Origin of the sequence: Microcoleus sp. Pol11C2, assembly GCF_036701505.1 — a bacterium.
In the GTDB taxonomy this organism is placed as follows: domain Bacteria; phylum Cyanobacteriota; class Cyanobacteriia; order Cyanobacteriales; family Microcoleaceae; genus Microcoleus.
In genome coordinates this window covers 207976-225484 of the sequence record NZ_JAUBQX010000003.1, presented here as the reverse complement: position 1 = coordinate 225484, position 17509 = coordinate 207976, and the positions used below count along the sequence as shown (strand labels likewise).

The 17509-nt window shown below is 45.4% G+C and carries 18 protein-coding genes and 1 tRNA gene; 12 read left to right on the top strand and 7 right to left on the bottom strand.

Annotated elements, in window-relative coordinates; translation table 11 throughout:
* Window positions 1-242 precede the first annotated feature (242 nt).
* Window positions 243-632: a glycine cleavage system protein GcvH gene (gene gcvH, locus QUA42_RS03600; RefSeq protein WP_333042492.1), complete on the bottom strand. Its 390-nt coding sequence runs from the start codon at window positions 630-632 to the stop codon at window positions 243-245.
* A 59-nt stretch (window positions 633-691) separates the two neighbouring features.
* Between gcvH and QUA42_RS03595 the strand changes: the two genes are divergently transcribed.
* A complete protein-coding gene (locus tag QUA42_RS03595; RefSeq protein WP_333135183.1) occupies window positions 692-1525 on the top strand; it encodes an alpha/beta hydrolase in 834 nt (277 codons plus the stop codon).
* Between the two features lie 111 nt (window positions 1526-1636).
* Here QUA42_RS03595 and gcvT read toward each other — a convergent pair whose 3' ends face one another.
* The 3 genes from gcvT to QUA42_RS03580 form a co-directional block, all read right to left on the bottom strand.
* Window positions 1637-2788: a glycine cleavage system aminomethyltransferase GcvT gene (gcvT, locus tag QUA42_RS03590; RefSeq protein ID WP_333135181.1), complete on the bottom strand. Its 1152-nt coding sequence runs from the start codon at window positions 2786-2788 to the stop codon at window positions 1637-1639.
* 192 nt (window positions 2789-2980) lie between these two features.
* Window positions 2981-3053 (bottom strand) — tRNA-Ala (locus QUA42_RS03585).
* A 153-nt stretch (window positions 3054-3206) separates the two neighbouring features.
* Complete coding sequence (locus tag QUA42_RS03580; protein WP_190659577.1) at window positions 3207-3410, bottom strand: hypothetical protein; 204 nt, start codon at window positions 3408-3410, stop codon at window positions 3207-3209.
* A gap of 1020 nt (window positions 3411-4430) precedes the next feature.
* Here QUA42_RS03580 and QUA42_RS03575 point away from each other — a divergent pair.
* Both QUA42_RS03575 and QUA42_RS03570 read left to right on the top strand, forming a co-directional pair.
* The gene (locus QUA42_RS03575) at window positions 4431-4766 is read left to right on the top strand and encodes a hypothetical protein (protein ID WP_333135180.1); all 336 of its coding nucleotides are present in this window, start codon (window positions 4431-4433) and stop codon (window positions 4764-4766) included.
* Between the two features lie 385 nt (window positions 4767-5151).
* A complete protein-coding gene (locus tag QUA42_RS03570; protein WP_333135178.1) occupies window positions 5152-5499 on the top strand; it encodes a transposase in 348 nt (115 codons plus the stop codon).
* 175 nt (window positions 5500-5674) lie between these two features.
* Here QUA42_RS03570 and QUA42_RS03565 read toward each other — a convergent pair whose 3' ends face one another.
* Complete coding sequence (locus tag QUA42_RS03565) at window positions 5675-6136, bottom strand: cupin domain-containing protein (protein WP_333135176.1); 462 nt, start codon at window positions 6134-6136, stop codon at window positions 5675-5677.
* A gap of 261 nt (window positions 6137-6397) precedes the next feature.
* Here QUA42_RS03565 and QUA42_RS03560 point away from each other — a divergent pair, with 261 nt between their 5' ends.
* The 3 genes from QUA42_RS03560 (at window position 6398) to QUA42_RS03550 (ending at window position 10603) form a co-directional block, all read left to right on the top strand.
* The gene (locus QUA42_RS03560; RefSeq protein ID WP_333135174.1) at window positions 6398-7852 is read left to right on the top strand and encodes a folate/biopterin family MFS transporter; all 1455 of its coding nucleotides are present in this window, start codon (window positions 6398-6400) and stop codon (window positions 7850-7852) included.
* A 130-nt stretch (window positions 7853-7982) separates the two neighbouring features.
* Window positions 7983-9479 (top strand): carotenoid oxygenase family protein, encoded by a 1497-nt coding sequence (locus tag QUA42_RS03555; protein ID WP_333135172.1) that lies wholly within the window; start codon window positions 7983-7985, stop codon window positions 9477-9479.
* A gap of 224 nt (window positions 9480-9703) precedes the next feature.
* Window positions 9704-10603 (top strand): DUF4436 family protein, encoded by a 900-nt coding sequence (locus QUA42_RS03550; RefSeq protein ID WP_333135170.1) that lies wholly within the window; start codon window positions 9704-9706, stop codon window positions 10601-10603.
* Window positions 10604-10715: 112 nt separating this feature from the next.
* Here the strand turns inward: QUA42_RS03550 and QUA42_RS03545 are convergent, their stop codons facing one another.
* Window positions 10716-11570: an SGNH/GDSL hydrolase family protein gene (locus QUA42_RS03545; RefSeq protein ID WP_333135168.1), complete on the bottom strand. Its 855-nt coding sequence runs from the start codon at window positions 11568-11570 to the stop codon at window positions 10716-10718.
* A gap of 357 nt (window positions 11571-11927) precedes the next feature.
* Here QUA42_RS03545 and QUA42_RS03540 point away from each other — a divergent pair, with 357 nt between their 5' ends.
* The 6 genes from QUA42_RS03540 (at window position 11928) to QUA42_RS03515 (ending at window position 15740) form a co-directional block, all read left to right on the top strand.
* A complete protein-coding gene (locus QUA42_RS03540; RefSeq protein ID WP_333061297.1) occupies window positions 11928-12170 on the top strand; it encodes a DUF7219 family protein in 243 nt (80 codons plus the stop codon).
* 106 nt (window positions 12171-12276) lie between these two features.
* The gene (locus tag QUA42_RS03535; protein ID WP_333135166.1) at window positions 12277-12810 is read left to right on the top strand and encodes an RDD family protein; all 534 of its coding nucleotides are present in this window, start codon (window positions 12277-12279) and stop codon (window positions 12808-12810) included.
* A 38-nt stretch (window positions 12811-12848) separates the two neighbouring features.
* Window positions 12849-13037, top strand: a complete 189-nt coding sequence (gene rpmG, locus QUA42_RS03530) for a 50S ribosomal protein L33 (RefSeq protein ID WP_190658616.1) — start codon at window positions 12849-12851, stop codon at window positions 13035-13037.
* Between the two features lie 168 nt (window positions 13038-13205).
* A complete protein-coding gene (gene rpsR, locus QUA42_RS03525) occupies window positions 13206-13421 on the top strand; it encodes a 30S ribosomal protein S18 (RefSeq protein WP_006631377.1) in 216 nt (71 codons plus the stop codon).
* A 6-nt stretch (window positions 13422-13427) separates the two neighbouring features.
* Window positions 13428-13622, top strand: a complete 195-nt coding sequence (locus QUA42_RS03520) for a hypothetical protein (RefSeq protein WP_333135164.1) — start codon at window positions 13428-13430, stop codon at window positions 13620-13622.
* Window positions 13623-13733: 111 nt separating this feature from the next.
* Entirely contained in the window at window positions 13734-15740 is a 2007-nt protein-coding gene (locus QUA42_RS03515; RefSeq protein WP_333135162.1) for a ribonuclease R family protein, read from the top strand.
* A gap of 200 nt (window positions 15741-15940) precedes the next feature.
* Here QUA42_RS03515 and QUA42_RS03510 read toward each other — a convergent pair whose 3' ends face one another.
* On the bottom strand, window positions 15941-17146 hold the full coding sequence (locus tag QUA42_RS03510; protein WP_333135161.1) for a transposase: 1206 nt from the start codon (window positions 17144-17146) through the stop codon (window positions 15941-15943).
* Between the last annotated feature and the right edge of the window lie 363 nt (window positions 17147-17509).

Sequence of the window (17509 nt, the reverse complement as noted above, 5' to 3'; positions counted from 1 at the left end):
TTTTTGCGTGTATCAAAGTCCGACAGGGGTTTCAACCCCTGTCTCATAGCTAAAGTCGTCGGTCGCCGACTGTAGATTAAGGCGCACTTATCGCAACTCCCCGCCCAACTACTTGGTATTTCAGTCGTCTTTAGACGACTTGTGCTATTAGCCAGAGGTTTCAACCCCTGGCGGATGGTGGAGGAATCGAGGAATCAACCAGTCCTAGCCCCAAATTCCAACTCCCAACCCTAAACTCATAACTACTCCCCTTCCACCATTTTTCGATACTCCGGGGCCGAGAAAGCATCGTCTGCTTCGCTGGTGTTGTCAACGCGCACTTTCAGCAGCCATCCAGCGCCATAGGGATCTTCCGCCAAATTTTCGGGAGACTCTATAATGTCATCATTGCGTTCTACAACTGTACCGGTAACTGGTGCTTTCAAGTCTTCAACGGCTTTCACTGACTCCACTGTACCGAAAGCTTCTCCCTTTTCCAACCCTGCACCGACTTCTGGCAAATCTAGAAATACGATATCGCCGAGTTGGTCAACTGCAAAGGCACTAATGCCAATGGTGGCTATTTCGCCTTCGAGTCGAATGTATTCGTGAGTGTCTAGGTATTTCAAGTCATCGGGGTATGTTAGTGCCATGTCTTTTCTCGCAATAAAAAAGTATTAGTTAAATCTTATTCAACTATGAGCCTTTAGTCATGGCTAACTCGAACAAAAAAAATATTAAACGCTTGCTTTTCGGAGATTTTTCTCTCAAACGACTTATGAAATCTCTAATTTTTATTTACGCATTTCTGTGTTTTTACGGTTTCTTTTTTTCAGAACGACTAATTTTTCAACCTCCCCCATCTAGTCAGAGTGATAGCAGGGAAGTTATCAAAGTTAGCTCAGCTAATGGCGTGAAAATTTCTGCTGTTCATTTTCCTAACCCGCAAGCTCAATATACCATACTTTACAGTCACGGAAATGCGGAAGACTTGGACGGCATTTTGTGGCTGCTCAGAGAGATTCGAGATAGCGGCTTTGCTGTGTTTGGCTATGATTATCAAGGTTACGGCACGAGTCAGGGAAAGCCTTCTGAGTATAATACTTATCGTGATATTGATGCTACTTACAATTATTTAACCCAAAAGTTGCGAGTACCTGCAAAGCAAATTATTCTTTACGGGCGTTCTGTGGGGGGTGGGCCGGCAATTGATTTGGCTTCGCGGCAAAAAGTCGGCGGTTTGGTGGTTGAAAGTTCCTTTGTTTCGGCTTTTCGGGTGTTGACGCGGATTCCGATTTTACCCTTTGATAAGTTTGTGAATCTTGATAAGATTGGCAAAGTTCGATCGCCTGTTTTGGTGATTCATGGTAAGGCTGATGAGGTGGTTCATTTTTGGCATGGACAGCAGTTGTTTGCAGCGGCGAAGCAGCCGAAATTAAATTTTTGGGTTGATGGGGCCGGTCATAATGATTTGATGGATGTGGCGGGCGATCGCTATGCTGCAACTTTGCGACAATTTGCTAAGCTAGTAGATGAGTCTTCTTGACCAAGATGAGCAACGGGCTTCTAGCCCGTTGCACAACAACACATACACTTATACTTTATTGTGAACCGTTGCTATGAGCAACGCCCCTGAATTAAGGCTTATCTGCTTAATTTAACTGGGGCGGTTTGGCGATCGATAAAATGGTTTTTTCACCACACTAGCCTGATAGTTTTTCCCGCGAATTTCGATTTCTAATTGCTGACCGATTTTAGCTAATTTTGCCGGAACAACCGCGAGGCCCACTGCCCGATTCAAAGTAGGCGATAATGTACCGCTAGTCACTTCTCCTACTTTTTCGCCTTCACATATTACGGGATAGCCGTGGCGCGCAATGTGCCGCCCCTGCATTTCTAACCCTACCAACCGCTTGGATACTCCACTCGCTTTTTGCAGTTCCAAAACCTCACGGCCAATAAAATCGCCTTTGGTGTCGAGGTGAACAACCCAACCCAATCCAGCTTCTAAAGGCGTGATATTGTCGTCGATATCTTGACCGTAAAGAGCCATTGCTGCTTCTAAACGCAACGTATCCCTCGCGCCCAAACCGCAGGGCACAACGCCAGCAGCTAACAATTTTTGCCACAGTTGTTTTCCTACTTCGGCATCCACCATGATTTCAAACCCATCTTCGCCGGTGTAACCAGTTCTCGCGATAAAACTCGGCTGTCCCAACAGATTTGTTTCTAAGTGACCGAATGCCTTAATTGGTGAGAGGTTCTCTTCCACAAAAGGCTGGAGATAGTTAAGAGCCTCTGGCCCTTGAATGGCAATTAAAACTTTATCTTCGGAGATGTCTGTAAAACAGAGTTCGCTCAATTCTAAGTGAGTGGTTATCCATGCTTTGTCTGCGATGCGAGTGGCGGCGTTGACAATGATTACTGCACGTTCTTCGCTAGTGATAGGGTCGGGTTCTTGGCAGTAGAAAATAATGTCGTCTAAGATGCAGCCTTTGGCATTTAGCAAGACTGTATATTGAGCTTGACCGGGTTGCAAGCGGCTCAAGTCTGAGGGTACTAAGGGTTGAAATTTTTCTATTACTTGTTTCCCTCTCAAACCAAATTTTCCCATGTGGGAAATGTCGAACATTCCTGCTTGCTGTCGTACTGCTTGGTGTTCGCTGCTGATGCCTCCGTACTGCACCGCCATCTCCCACCCGGAAAATGGCACCATTCGGCCTTTGATTTCTAATGATAGGTCGTACAGAGGCGTGCGGGCAAGTTGGCTCGGACTCTCTGGATTGCTGGGTTCAGTTGACTTTGCCACAGGTAGCGCTTTGGTTGCAGGTAGACTGTTTTGATTTTACGGGAAAATTGGTTTTCGCGGTGTGTGACGCGAGCGAATTTAAGGACACGCCCATGCTGTTTAGGTACAACTCGCGATCAAATTTAACCACGCGCTGGTACTGTTTTGGTACAAATTAGGACACAGCAGTGATGTATCCCTAATCTTGATTTATGGAGAATAGCGGGCTCGAACCGCTGACCCCTACAATGCCATTGTAGTGCTCTACCAACTGAGCTAATTCCCCTTTCTTTTCGCGCTCTCAATCATGCCTTAACTGACCAATATTTGTCAAGCTTTTTGAGGAAATTAGTTTTGAACCCTGGATTGGCAAGGCTTTCGGCTTTTTTTACAAAAAAGTCTCCTCGCTTCTGGACAATGGTCAATCCCCTACTATGATCTAGTAAGTGTGTTGCGATATTTCGGTCAAATGGCTCAAACAAGACCCCATGAGGAAGTAGACGACTAGCAGAGCGGCGGCTGAGACCGCAACTAGGGTGCCGGCTAGCATTAGTGAAAATTCCCGTTGCGCGATCGCCTCCTGCATTAAGTGCAAAGACCAGGCAACGAGGGCAACGTCAATTATTAAAATAGAAACCAGCATAAGTTACGATTTGTAACAGCTTACCTATTGTAACAAAACTTTTCGCTCAGTGCAGATAAGCTCAGGCGTATTTAACTTTTGCTGTAAAACCCGAAGGGAGCAGCGGAAAGCTACTGAGAAAAAATGATAGCTTTTATTGATAATTACAATATGCAAAGTAAATGAGAGCTAGCTCAGCTTTAGATGTGGCGTTTTTGACTCTTGAGCCAGCGATTAAGAGCGGGATAGCTGCACTTCACACGCTGTTTTGAGGGGTCAGGGTGCGATCGCTATTCTCGCCAAACCCTTACTTTGATAGCTTTAGCCTTTATCGACTTGTTTTGATTTCAAATTTTCCACTATTTGAGCAATCAGTGGACGATAAATGGTGTTATCTAAGTGTTCCTTGTACCACTTCTTATAATTCCCACTATTACAGCTTATTCCAGGCTTATGAAGTACACCGCGCTCTCACGGGGCTTCTTTACAGTTCTCGCATCATTAGTGATTCTGTTCAAAAAACCCGGTTGCTCGCGCTCTACATCTATAGGAAATATGCTGTATCCCTCTTCTGTGACTAAGCGGCAGAATAAAATAAGAATTCATTCTCATTTATCACGTAAGAGAAGGGATTTGGGTAAAAATTCATTAACGATCTTAATTGACCCAAGCCTGTAGATAATTGTGGAATAGGAAAAAGTTTTATCCATTTTTGTATCAAGTTAAAGCTAATTAAAGCTTGTAGTATTAATCAATACTCCGGACAGTTTTTAAAGAGGGATGCGCTCGCAATAAAGCACAAAAGCGAAAAAAGTGAGTGCAATCTGAACCCAAAATAAACAGAAAAAACGGCGGTGTTTTAGGTTGAAATATAAAAATACACAAGCTTAATAGATTGCGTTATGAAGATTATTGAATCCATCTTTAGAATAAACCCCAGGGATGAGTCAACCCCCAAAGAAGTTTTTAGTCACTTTATTTTAAACTATTTTACTTGTCTATGACAAGGTCAATTTTACCAATCTCAGTCGTTATAGTTATTTGAGCGAAAGAAACTACCGTCGTCACTTTCTCAAAAGCTTTAAATTTGCACAATTTACTCAATATTTTCTTGAACTTGCTTTGAATCCTGAACACACAGTCATTGCTGTTATTGAGGGTTGTTTTTTGAGCAAACGTGACCCAAAAACTGACGGTAAAGCTTATTTTTATAATGGTGTAGCTGGTAAATCGGAACAGGGGTGGGAAATTGCTGTGATTTCTATTGTCGAAATTGAGAGTCGTTTATATTATAGCTTAAGCGTACAGCAAACTCCATCACGTCCTCAAATAAAGCCCGTGAAAAAACTGCCCGAAAATCAGAATAATTGCTGGTAAAAAGACACTCGCAAACAACAGGAATCTCAAACTTCAAAGCCTGACATCACAAGAGTTAATGACTATGCACAAAGTTTGAAGAATACTCGTTATTTCTTCCCAACTTCTGTAGGTTATTTGGTCGCTGATTGCTATTACTATCGCTCTAAATTATGGGAGGCTGTGCGGGAGTTAAATTTAGACTTTATTAGCAAGCTAAGAGTTGATGGTAACTGACGCTATCTTTATAAAGGCGAAAAAAATAAACTGGGAACTCCTCGTAAATATGATGACAAGGTTGATTCCCATGATTGGAGTCATCTTAATTTTGTTAAATAAATAAAACCGGCAGTTTCAATCTCTACAGTGATTTTAGGCGAGTTGTTGTTTAAATTGCCAAATTAGTTTGGCTTGTATCTATGAAGTTCAAGCCAACGGCAAAATCACAAATGCTTTATTATTTAGCACTGATGTTCACCTACCTCCCGAACAAATTGTTGAATATTATCAGGCTCGTTTCCAGATTGAATTTATTTTTCGTGAGGCCAAGCAATTTACAGGATTGTCTGATTGTCAAGCTGGTCATTTACCACAGCTTGATTTTCATTTTAATGCCAGTCTTATTTCCTTAAATTTAGCCAAACATCCACTCTATAGTGGTCATTCATCTGCCAAGTCGTTTGTGTTTTCAATCTTTTCTTATAAACGGCGGGAATTCAATAAACACTTACTTTCTACTTTTATTGATAAGTGAGATTTAGATCCGGATTTGATTGACAATCATCCTGCTCTTCCTTCAGTCTTATCTTATGCTACTTTAGCTGCTTAAAAACTGTCGTATTGTTATCTCACACCTCATCTTTCTGATAAATGCGATACCACAAAGCGTGTTCCGCCGCAGTCCCAAGATTCACTTAATTCATAAATTTTCAACTCTCATAAACCTCGCCATTTTTGCGAGTAAAAATCCAACTATTCCCGTTAGCTTTCGCAATTAGATCGTCATCGGGATATTCGGCACTATCTCCCGGAGTGCGATCGCCAATTTCGAGATAAACAACATCTGCATTCGAGCGGTTGACTAAATGATGCCCATCTGCATCACCCGCCGGAAAACCCGCCGCCATACCCGGTTCCAGCACTTGCTCACCCGAATTTGTAATCAGAGTAACTTCCCCTTCCAGAACATAGATTAACTCATCTTGCCGGGTATGCCAGTGCCGGAGAGCAGAACAACTTCCCGGCGCAAGTCTCACCAAATTTACCCCAAAATTCTGCAATCCGGCAGCATCGCCCAAGCGTTTTTTAACTCTCCCCGCAACAGCATATTGGAATTGCTGAGGGTACTTGGAACCCGTAATTTCCGGCACATTTTTAGGCTCAATAATCATATAACAAAGCTGACAACAGTTGTGAGTTTTCTCTTCTTTCTCTTGCTTGGCGTCATAGGGTTTACGCGCGGCTTCGCCTAACGCGCCTTCGCGGTTCGTTTTTCTGTTTTTATTATTACAAAACACGCTTCAATTCAAGATAAATACAATTTTATAGCATTTACCATATCCACGCCACTCTCGCCTCCCACCTCCGACAGTTCCCCCAACTCATTAAGAATGTGTTATAAATATTGAGATTCATTAAGAAATATTGCTCAAATGCTCGTTTCCCCCTCCGGCGTCAGCAAACTCAAAGAATATTTAAAAGAAAAAGTATTCTTTGGGAATGAGCCAACCCCCGAACTCATAGCCATATTACTGATTTACTTCGTCCAAGGCATTCTCGGACTAGCCCGCTTAGCCGTCAGCTTCTTTCTCAAAGACGAACTAGGTATGAGTCCGGCAGAAGTCTCCGCCATGCTGGGCGTCGTAGCCCTACCTTGGATTATCAAACCCGTGTTCGGCTTCATGTCCGACGGCTTGCCGATATTCGGCTACCGCAGACGCCCTTACATCGTCCTCTCCGGGCTGCTGGGAACCTTAGCATGGGTGAGCCTCGCAACAATTGTACACACACCGCTGGCAGCTACAGGCGCGATCGCCCTGAGTTCCCTCTCCCTCGCCGTCAGCGACGTAATCGCCGACTCCCTGGTAGTGGAAAGGGCTAGAAAAGAATCCGTTACCGACGCAGGTTCCCTGCAATCGTTATCTTGGGGTGCTGCAGCCCTCGGCGGACTAATTACCGCCTACCTCAGCGGTTCCTTGCTGCAACAATTCAGCACCCACACAATATTTTTAATCACCGCATCTTTCCCGCTAATTGTATCAGCAACAGCTTTCTTAATTGCCGAAGAAAAAACCAACAAAAGAACCGACTTTGAAACAGTCAAAGACCAATTCAAACAACTACGGCAAGCTGTTACCCAAAAAACAATTTGGCTGCCCACCGCCTTTCTCTTCCTCTGGCAAGCCACCCCAAGCTCAGACTCTGCCTTCTTCTTTTTCACCACCAACGAATTAGGCTTTCAACCCGAATTTCTCGGCCGAGTACGCCTCGTTACCAGCATTGCCGCCCTCGCCGGCGTCTGGCTGTTTCAACGATTCCTCAAAACAGTTCCATTTCGAGTAATTTTTGGCTGGTCAACGGTCATTGCGACTGCTTTGGGGATGACTACTTTATTATTAGTAACTCATGCCAACCGAGCTTTAGGAATTGACGATCAATGGTTCAGCATCGGAGACAGCCTGATCCTGACAGTAATCGGACAAATTGCTTATATGCCGGTGCTGGTACTCTCCGCCCGGTTGTGTCCCCGAGGCGTCGAAGCAACTTTATTTGCGCTGCTGATGTCAATCACAAATTTAGCAGGACTTTTGTCCCACGAAGGCGGCGCACTTTTGACCCACTTGCTAGGAATTACAGATCGCAATTTCGATAACCTCTGGCTGCTAGTCGTCATCACAAACCTGTCCACACTTCTGCCCCTACCGTTCTTAAATTGGCTGCCCGCCGACAGTACAGAAAGCAACGATCCAAATTATCAAAATTCTCTTCCCGTATTAGAACCAGAAATGGGCAGTTCCAAACCTGGTGGACAGCATTTCATGCCCGAATACTTTCCCGACTTAGTACCAACAGTAAGGTCACAAAGCCGCACCGCAGACAGCAAATAAAGGAAGGCACACACGGATTTTGATACGGATACATGGATGAATTTAACTGTGTTTCCCAATTCTCCGACTATCCTTGTCTCTGCGCCCTCTGTTTTCTCTGCGGTTAAATCAATAAAAGCTTATTATACCCATGCAAAAATTACAGATTTCCCAACCTCAAACAGCAGCCACAACATCATCCTACGATCGCACAGACTGGCAGCGTGGCTACGAATCTCAACCCAACGAATCAGACTACTGGATTGACGACATAGAAGGCGAAATCCCCCCCGGCTTGCAAGGCACATTCTTTCGCAACGGGCCCGGATTATTGGATGTCAACGGCCAACGAATCCACCACCCATTTGACGGTGACGGGATGGTTTGTGCGATCGCAATATCCGAAGGCCGCGCCCATTTCCGCAACCGATTCGTCCGCACAGAAGGCTATCTCGCCGAACAAGAAGCCGGAAAAATTCTCCACCGAGGCGTTTTCGGCACACAGAAGCCAGGGGGCTGGCTAGCCAACATCTTTGATGTCAAGATCAAAAACATTGCCAACACCAACATCATTTATTGGGGCGACAAACTGCTAGCGCTTTGGGAAGCCGCAGCACCCTACAGACTCGACCCCCGCACCTTAGAAACACTCGGCTTAGACACCCTAGACGGCATTTTACAACCCGGTGAAGCCTTCGCCGCCCACCCCAGAATTGAAAAAGGGAAAAATGGCAAAGGAGACAGATTGGTAAACTTTTCTGTCAAGCCCGGTTTGTCGAGTACCATCACGATTTACGAGTTCGATGAAAGCGGCAAACTTTTGCAGCGTCACGCCCATGCAATACCGGGTTTTGCCTTCCTGCACGACATGGTAATTACCCCGAATTACTGCATATTCTTCCAAAATCCCGTCTCATTTAATCCTCTACCATTCGTGTTAGGATTGCGGAGTGCCTCTCAGTGCATTCAATTTTCGCCAAACAAGCCAACGCAAGCAATTTTAATTCCCCGCAACGGCACTGACGAGGTAAAGATATTAGAAACTGAACCTTGTTTTGTCTTCCACCACTGCAACGCTTGGGAAGAAGGAGACGAAGTTTTTATTGACTCAGTTTGTTACGAATCATTTCCAACTGTAGAAGCGGACGGCGATTTTCGCGAGGTTGATTTTGAGAGCGTTCCAGCGGGCGAATTGTGGCGCTTTAAGTTAAATTTGCAAGACAAAACCGTGCAGCATCAAGTTGTAGAAACTAGGTGCTGCGAGTTTCCCACTTTGCATCCCAATAATGTGGGACAACCTTACCGATATCTTTACATCGGTGCTGCTGATGCTCCGACGGGAAATGCTCCTTTGCAAGCTATCCTCAAAATGGATTTCGTGACTGGTGAAAGGCAAATTTGGAGTGCGGCGCCGCGCGGTTTTGCGGGGGAACCGGTGTTTGTTCTCCGTCCCGATGCTGTTGCTGAGGATGACGGCTGGCTGCTGCTTTTAATGTATGATGCAGCTAATCATCGATCGACCTTAGTGATTTTAGATGCTCGTGACATCACCAAAGGGCCCCTAGCGCGCTTGCATTTAAAACAGCACATTCCCTACGGTTTGCACGGCAGTTTTACACCAAAGGTACTGCTTCCTATCGGTTCGTAGTTGCCCTACTGTGGACCGGCACGATGCCCACCCCACAAGAAAGAAAATTGAACTTTTCAGGAATAGGCTTTCGGGCCTGTTCCTGAAAATGGTACAAGGTGTCAGTTTTCACCGATTTTAGGGATGAGACAGAAGTTTAAAGCCCTGACGGGTTGGCGGAGGGGCGGACTGGGAGACTCTGGTAAATCTTAACAACAAATCAAAAGATAAAATATCCATAATAAATGCAAACTGTCAACAAATTCAATCTCAAAAAAATACTTATTTTAATTGGCAGTCTGACCATAATTTTGGCAATTATCTTATCTATTTACTCTCACAAAGCTAACGCCCAAGAGCCTTACAATTCACCTCCAGAAAGCGCTGTATCGTCCAAAGGCTTGGTTGAAGTCAAAATGACGGTAATTGCAGTAGATCCCATTAAGAACGAATTAGAAGCCCGCTTGCAGTTTGAACTCAAAGGTATCTATAAAAAAGGGCCAACTTACCCAGCTCAAGACTTGTTAATGACAGTTAACGGCGCAAATGTACAGGATTCGGAAATTACCTTTAAAGAAGGCAAACCGATGATTGTGCCTGCATTAAAATTTAATTTGGTAAAGGGAAAGATTAACAATTATCCGTTCGACAAGCACATTGCTAAAGTAGCTATTTCGCTCGATCCGCTGGCTTCGATTGGTAAAAAGTTTGCTCCATTTCAACTAAACCCGGTTCCTCTAAAATTTAATTTTAATGCCGATGTTCCCGGTTTTGACATCAGTTATAAGCCGATGGAAGAAAATTCCTCTATTTTTATTTATATTGATGTTTCTGCAACTCGCTCAATCCCGGTGAAATTTTTTGCCTTAGTGATTATTGTTATTATGTGGGTGCTGTCAATTATGGCGCTTTTGCTAGCATTAAAAGTGATGAAATCTGGCAAGTTGCCGGAAGTGGGAATGCTGAGTTGGACTGCTGTGATGTTGTTTGCTTTTCCCGCTATTCGCAATGCTCAACCGGGGGTGCCCCCGGTGGGAACTGCAAGCGATTTTTTGTCGTTTTTTTGGACAGAAATTATTGTTGTGGTGGCGTTGGTGATTATCGGTAGCTGTTGGTTGAATCGGTATCATCCGCCGATTGAATGATATGAGATTTGAAACTTCAGATTTGAAAGATTTCCCCCAGAGATAAAGGGGCTTGTAGCCTGCATACTTTAAATTAACAATCAACAGTCAACAGCTAACTAAATTCCAAGATTCAATTTTTGACTTCTAAATTCTCAATATCCTTTGCAGGTACGCCCAAACCGCGCAAGATAGTAAAAGCAATAATTCGATATCCCGACGGATTGGGATGAACTCCATCTGCGGCTAACAAATTCAGAGTCTTGCCCGCGTGTTTTTGATACGTGCCGATAACTTCCCGACAAGGCCCATTCAAATCGATAAACAAGCACTGATTCTGCAACGCAATTTCTCGCATCGCGGCAATATACTCTTGCAACCTGCGATTTTCTGGGCCGTCGAGAATTTCGCCGATAGGAGTAGGAGAAAGCAGTACAACTCGAATTCCTGCGGCTTTTGCCGCCAACACCATTTGAGTTATTTTCTCCCGATATTCTGCCAGTGGCACTCCCTTGGGCAATTTGCCTTGCGGATAAAACTGACGGTTTTGGAAGTCGAAGAAAGCGTGCCAAACGTCGTTGACTCCGACATTAATCATCACTAAATCTGGCTTTTGGTCGATCGCATCTTTCTGGAAGCGGGCTTGCATATCCGTCGCCCTGTTACCGGAGATTCCGGCGTTGACGATTTCGATTTTGCGATCGGGATAAAGGGCATTCAGATAGCGTTGCAGCAGCCAAACGTAACCTCCAGGGTATTTCCCAGCCTCGGTGATGCTGTCGCCCACTGTCACAATTTTGCGCTTGCCGGCGAGCACGTTCTGGATTTCTGGTGGCGGCGTTGCTTCGGATACGGGTTCTTTAAACATGGGGATTAAGGAGTAAGGGATGTTGAAGGCGATAATAGCAGTAATTACGGCGATGGCAAGTCTGATTAACACTTGCCTTAGCGGGACTTTGGGACGAGGCGATCGCACATTGGGAGACATTATGCAGTTTCCTACTAAAAGTCTAACTATTTATGTCGGCAATAATATTATCCATTTTTGGTTTTTTTGTCACTTATTTCAATAAGTGACTCCTCGACTAACAAAAACCAGGTTTTTACGCCAAATCCGAAGTTATCAGCCTTAACGCAAAACCGGGTTCTTCACCTTATCTGCGTAAATTGTATACGTGAAATTACTCAATTTTTTATCGCCATCATGTCTCTGTGTAATTCCCATCACAAAAAAAATCGCCAAATGTCACATGATTTTTGCTACTTAGAGCACATCTTTAAAAGGGAAGCACGGTTTATAATATTGATATGTTCAGGGAACAAGTTTTCATGCGAGGTTAAAGCAATGGTAGCCAATTCAAATTTTTTATATCCTCAAAATCGCTATTACGGTGAAGTAAAGCCAGAGAATTTGGTATTTAATGCGAATTTACAAGAGTTTTCTCAGCGAGTGGGTTACATCAGTTCCTTGACATCTAACGGTAAAATCTCTGTGGAACAGGCATTTACTCAAATACAAAAACTTTGGGAAGAGGTGGAAAACTCGAAAAAGCAGTTGGGAATTGGCGAAAATCCCTTTTCAGCTTGAATAATTAGCGGTTGGCTTTGACGTTGAGTTACGCGCCATTGATGCCGATCGATTAATCGAGAGCTTAAAATCAAAAAGTAGCTAGTGGCGATCGACCTTTTTGCCTATGAGTTCCGATTTAGTACCTCTCCTTCCCAAAGTATCCGTCGGCCGCCGCGCCGCGGCCCTCTGCATCGACGGAATCGCAGTTTGGCTGCCCAGTTTGCTTCTTGGCAATAATGCGATCGTCCAAACCATATTTTTTGTCCTGCTGTGGCTGATCCTGCGCGTAGCCATCGTCAGGAAAAACCAAGGTCAAAGTCTGGGGCGCTGGGCCTTGGACATGAAAATTGCCGATACCAGATTCCACCGGACTCCCGGAGTGCAAGAACTTTGCAAGCGCGAAGCCTTACTGGGCTTTTGCGCCGCCTTAGCCTTCGCAGGTATAGCTGGGATCACATCTACCAACGCTGCCGTCTTGCTGCTGATCCTGCCCCTGGCGATCGACTGTAGCGTTGCCCTTACCTCCGCCGAAAGGTTTCCCCAAGCTTTCCACGATCGCATCGGCGGGACGATCGTTATCGGAACCCGCCGCGGCTACTCCCTCGACATCAAAGTTAGAAGATTGCTTGACCAAGTGCAGAGCAATGTGAGAAGATAATAAATTGTGTTTAAATTAGTCGAAATTTATTTAGAATTATGGCTAAAGGCGTCCGCATCATAATTACTCTAGAGTGTACTGAGTGCCGTACAAACGTAAGCAAACGCTCCAAAGGCGTGTCTCGGTACACCACCACCAAGAACCGTCGCAACACGACGGCGCGGCTAGAACTCAAAAAGTTCTGCCCCCACTGCAACCAGCACACTGCCCACAAAGAGATCAAGTAGTGATTAGTCATTAGTCCTTAGTCATCAGTCATCAGTTGTTGGCAATTGATATTGACCCGCGAAAAGCAGATAACTAACAAATGCTTTACTGACGGCTAGCAACTAACGGCTAATAACTAAAAACTCACAGTCAACAGTCAACAAACAACAGTCAAAAAATAACAAACCATGACTTATTTTCGCCGGCGCGTTTCGCCCATCAAACCAGGAGACCCGATCGACTACAAAGATGTTGATTTGCTCAAAAAATACGTCACAGAACGCGGTAAAATTTTGCCCCGCCGGATTACCGGTTTGACTGCAAAACAGCAGCGAGACCTGACCAGAAGCATCAAGAGAGCAAGAATTGTAGCTTTGATGCCCTTCGTAAACCAAGAAGGTTAACAGGATTTGGGATTTTGGGTTTTAGATTTTGGACTGGGAATAAGACTTGCGCAAAAAGAACGTCTTTCTGTCATTAATAGTGCAGCAAGAATGCAGCGAAATAATCGCAAAATAGGGTTAATAGTCGCCGCAGCGCAAGTCTTAATCACAAGTCAAAAGTTAAAAAAAAGCAAGAAGAAAAAACAACTTTTTAGATTTTAACTTTCACAATTGACCAGAAAAATTGCCAATATCCAAAATCTAAAATCGCAAGCTCGAAACTCGATAAGTGGCTACTGTAAAAATCCAAAATCTCAAATATAAAGCTGGCAAGTGGAGAAGGGAACGTTAGTAGAATTTAGAGTGCACGGCGACCGCCGTCTGGCAGTTGCCGATCGCCCCGACGGCAAGAAAAACTGGGTCGTGGTAGACGAAAACGGTCAACCGCACAGCATACCGCCCAAACAAATCACCTACGAAGTAGTCGGAGAAACTTACAAACCCTCCGATATTCCCAAATTTCTCAAAGAAGTAGAAGCATACTCAGATCCGTCGAGTTTGGAAGTCGCTTGGGAACTTTTAGTCGGTGACGGAGAAACAGCAGATCCCGAATCCCTGGCAATGCTGCTATTTTCGGAACGCAGTCCGGCCCAGTGTTACGCGGCTTACTGTTTGCTATCAACAGACAAACTGTATTTCAAACAAAAGGGCGATCGCTACGAACCGCGACCGGCAGCCCAAGTAGCCGAAATCAAACACCAGCAAGAAGTAGAACAGCAGCGACACCAAGAATCCCAAGGATTTTGGGATCGAGTCAAACAGCGGCTGGCAGGGGAAAATGTAGATTGGGAACACAGCGATCGAACTCGCCTTGACGCCCTAGAACGCTTTGCCCTCCTCGGAGAAGAAGCAACGCACCGCACCCCAGCCTTAGAAACTTTAGCCAGCTTACAACGATCCGAAAACCCCGAAGCAGCATTTGGCCTCCTAGTCGATCTCGGCCTGTGGAGTACCCACGAAAACCTGTTTTTGCGGCGCAGCCAAATTCCCCTACAATTCTCCGCAAAGGTATTAGAAGTGGCGCAACGCTGCCTAGACAATCCCCCAACCGACTCGGACACAAATCGTCTCGATTTAACTCACCTCAAGGTTTACACGATCGACGACGAAAGCACCACCGAAATCGACGACGGCCTCAGCTTAGAATTCCTCGAAAACGGCCAGCAGCGCCTGTGGATACACATCGCCGATCCCACCCGCTTGCTTTCCCCCGGAGACGAACTCGACCTCGAAGCCAGAAAGCGCACCACTACGGTTTATCTGCCAACGGGAATGATTCCCATGTTTCCCCCAGCTTTGGCAACCGGGCCGATGAGTTTAATTCAAGGCAAAGAGTGCAGCGCGCTCAGCTTCAGCGTCACCTTAGACGAAATCGGCGCGGCTCAAGATTACAGCATCCACATCAGCACCATAAAACCCACCTACCGCTTGACCTACGATGACGTAGACGAAATGCTGGAGTTGGGAATTGAAGCAGAACCGGAAATAGCAGCGATCGCCTCTGCAGCAAAACTGCGCCAAAAATGGCGGGAAGCCCAAGGCGCAATCAGCATTTTTATGCCAGAATCCGTCATCAAAGTCAACGGCGACGACATCAAAATCCACGTCATCGACGACTCCACAGCCCGGATGCTAGTAGCCGAAATGATGATTTTAGCAGGCGAACTAGCCGCCCGCTACGGTCAAGCTCATAGCCTGCCCATACCCTACCGCTATCAGCCACAGCCCGAACTCCCTCCTGATGAAGAACTGCTAGCTGTACCTGCTGGCCCCGCCCGTGCTTGCGCCGTGCGTCGGTGTATGCCCCGCAGCGAAATGGGCCTTACCCCCGGACGCCACGCCGGCTTGGGTTTGGAATTATACACTCAAGTTACTTCTCCGATCCGCCGCTATACCGATTTGCTGACTCACTTCCAAATCAAAGCCCACCTGCGGGGCGAACCGCTGCCTTTTTCCGCTGAAGAAATACAGGACATTGTGATGTGTCTCGGCACCGCAGTTAAAGAAGCATCCACCGTCGAACGCCAAACTAACCGCTATTGGGGATTGGAATATTTGCGGCGCAACCCCGATGAAGTTTGGGAAGCTTTAATGCTGCGCTGGCTGAGGGAAGACAGCAATCTCGGATTGATTTTATTGGAAGATTTGGGTTTAGAATTGGCAATGCGATTTGGTCGATCGGTCGAAATAGGCGATCGGCTAGAAGTCAAAGTCACCCACTGCGATCCGCGATCGGATGTCATTAACTTTCAGGAAATGATATTTGAAGCCGCACAATAGGAAGGATTTTAGATTTTGGATTGCAAAAATTTGTGTTGAAGGCGGAAACTGAGGATAAATCTCGTTTTTAATCGAGTTTCTGACCCCCTCGCATCCCCCTTGTCAAGGGCAGGGGGGTAAAAAAGATGATGGTTTCATATCTAGTCCTGTAAAATAATCTTGACATCCTCCCCGCAGTAAACGGTCGGGGATTCTAAACATCACTGTTTAGGCTTCCTCTTTCCACGACTCGACTTACATTGAGGAGTTACCTCACCAATGCAGCGGTCGATGTCTCCAGAGGCGTTTAACGTTTCCGTGTGCCCCACGGTACGAAGTCCTAACTCAAGTATGTTGATTGCTGCATTCGAGTCACGGTCTAGTACAACACCGCAGTGCTGACAGCGGTGCGTTCTTTGACTCAAAGACTTTTTAACAACTTCTCCACAGTTAGAACAATTTTGCGAAGTGTAGTGCGGAGGCACAGCGACTGTTACCACTCCAAACACTTTGCCAAAATATTCCAACCATTGCCGGAAATTAGACCATGCAGCGTCAGAAATAGACTTGGCTAACTTTCTATTTTTGACCAAATTTCGCACCTGCAAATCCTCGTAGGCTACCAAGTCGCTAGACTGGATTACGCATCTTGCCAATTTCACGGCAAAATCTTTACGCTGTCTACTTACTTTGAGGTGTTTTCTGCTTAATCGGTTTCTCGCTTTGGCTCTGTTTTTAGAGCCTTTTTTTGTTCTCGAAAAACGGTGGTTCAGTAGTTTGAGTGCTTTCTGGGACTTCCTGAGATGACGCGGGTTCTCAACTGTTCGACCATCTGAATCGGTGTAAAAGTGCGTCAAGCCAACATCCAAACCTAGTGTTTTACCAGTTGGTTTTCTCTTTTCTAACCTCTCTTGGTCTATCAAAAACTGCACATAGTAACCGTCAGCCCTACGAACTACCCGGACTCGCTTAATCTGCTTTAATTGATAGAAGTGTAGGTCGCGAGTTCCCCACAGCTTAAAGCTTCCAGCTTCAAAACCATCAGTGAAACTGATAGTACGTCTATCGAACGACAATTTATAACCTGTTGTTTTATATTCAACAGAGCCGTGGGTCTGATGTTTCTTAAAGCGCGGAAAGCCTTTTTTCCCTGGTTTGCTTTTTTTGCAGTTGTCGTAGAACCGCGCAATTGCAGACCAAGCTCTTTCAGCAGAAGCCTGACGCGCTTGCGAGTTGAGTTTAGCGGCCCAGGGAAATTCTTTGGCTAGGACAGCGCAGTAGGCACTTAACTCGTACTTGCCGATTCCCAAGTTGTCGAGCCAGTATCTGAGACAACTATTGCGAACAAAGCGAGCAGTGCGGATGGCTTCGTCTAGCCTCTCGTACTGCTGCTGCGTTCCTTCAAGTTTTGCCTCAAATACCAACATAGTTACGCCTGTCGTGTTAGCGTAAGTATAGCAAAGAAAGCCGTCCTACAAGGACGGGGCTTTAAACCAAATTATTTTGGTAATTCTTGTGTTGCCGGGTTCACCCCCAAGTTGTAATATAAGCCAGAAATCCCGTAAACCCGCCCCGACCAAAATATTGAGGTCGATCGACTCGACATCATATCCGATCCCACACGGGCAATACTTTTGACGTTAAATTGACACGCTTTGCTATCTCCTCTCTTCCTCCGTGTCCTCTGTGTCCTCTGCGGTTAATAAAAAAACTTCAGCATTCTAAAAATTGGCAGTTTTTACCCTAACCTAGTAATCTAAAATCTAAAATTTAAAATTTAAAATCCCAAA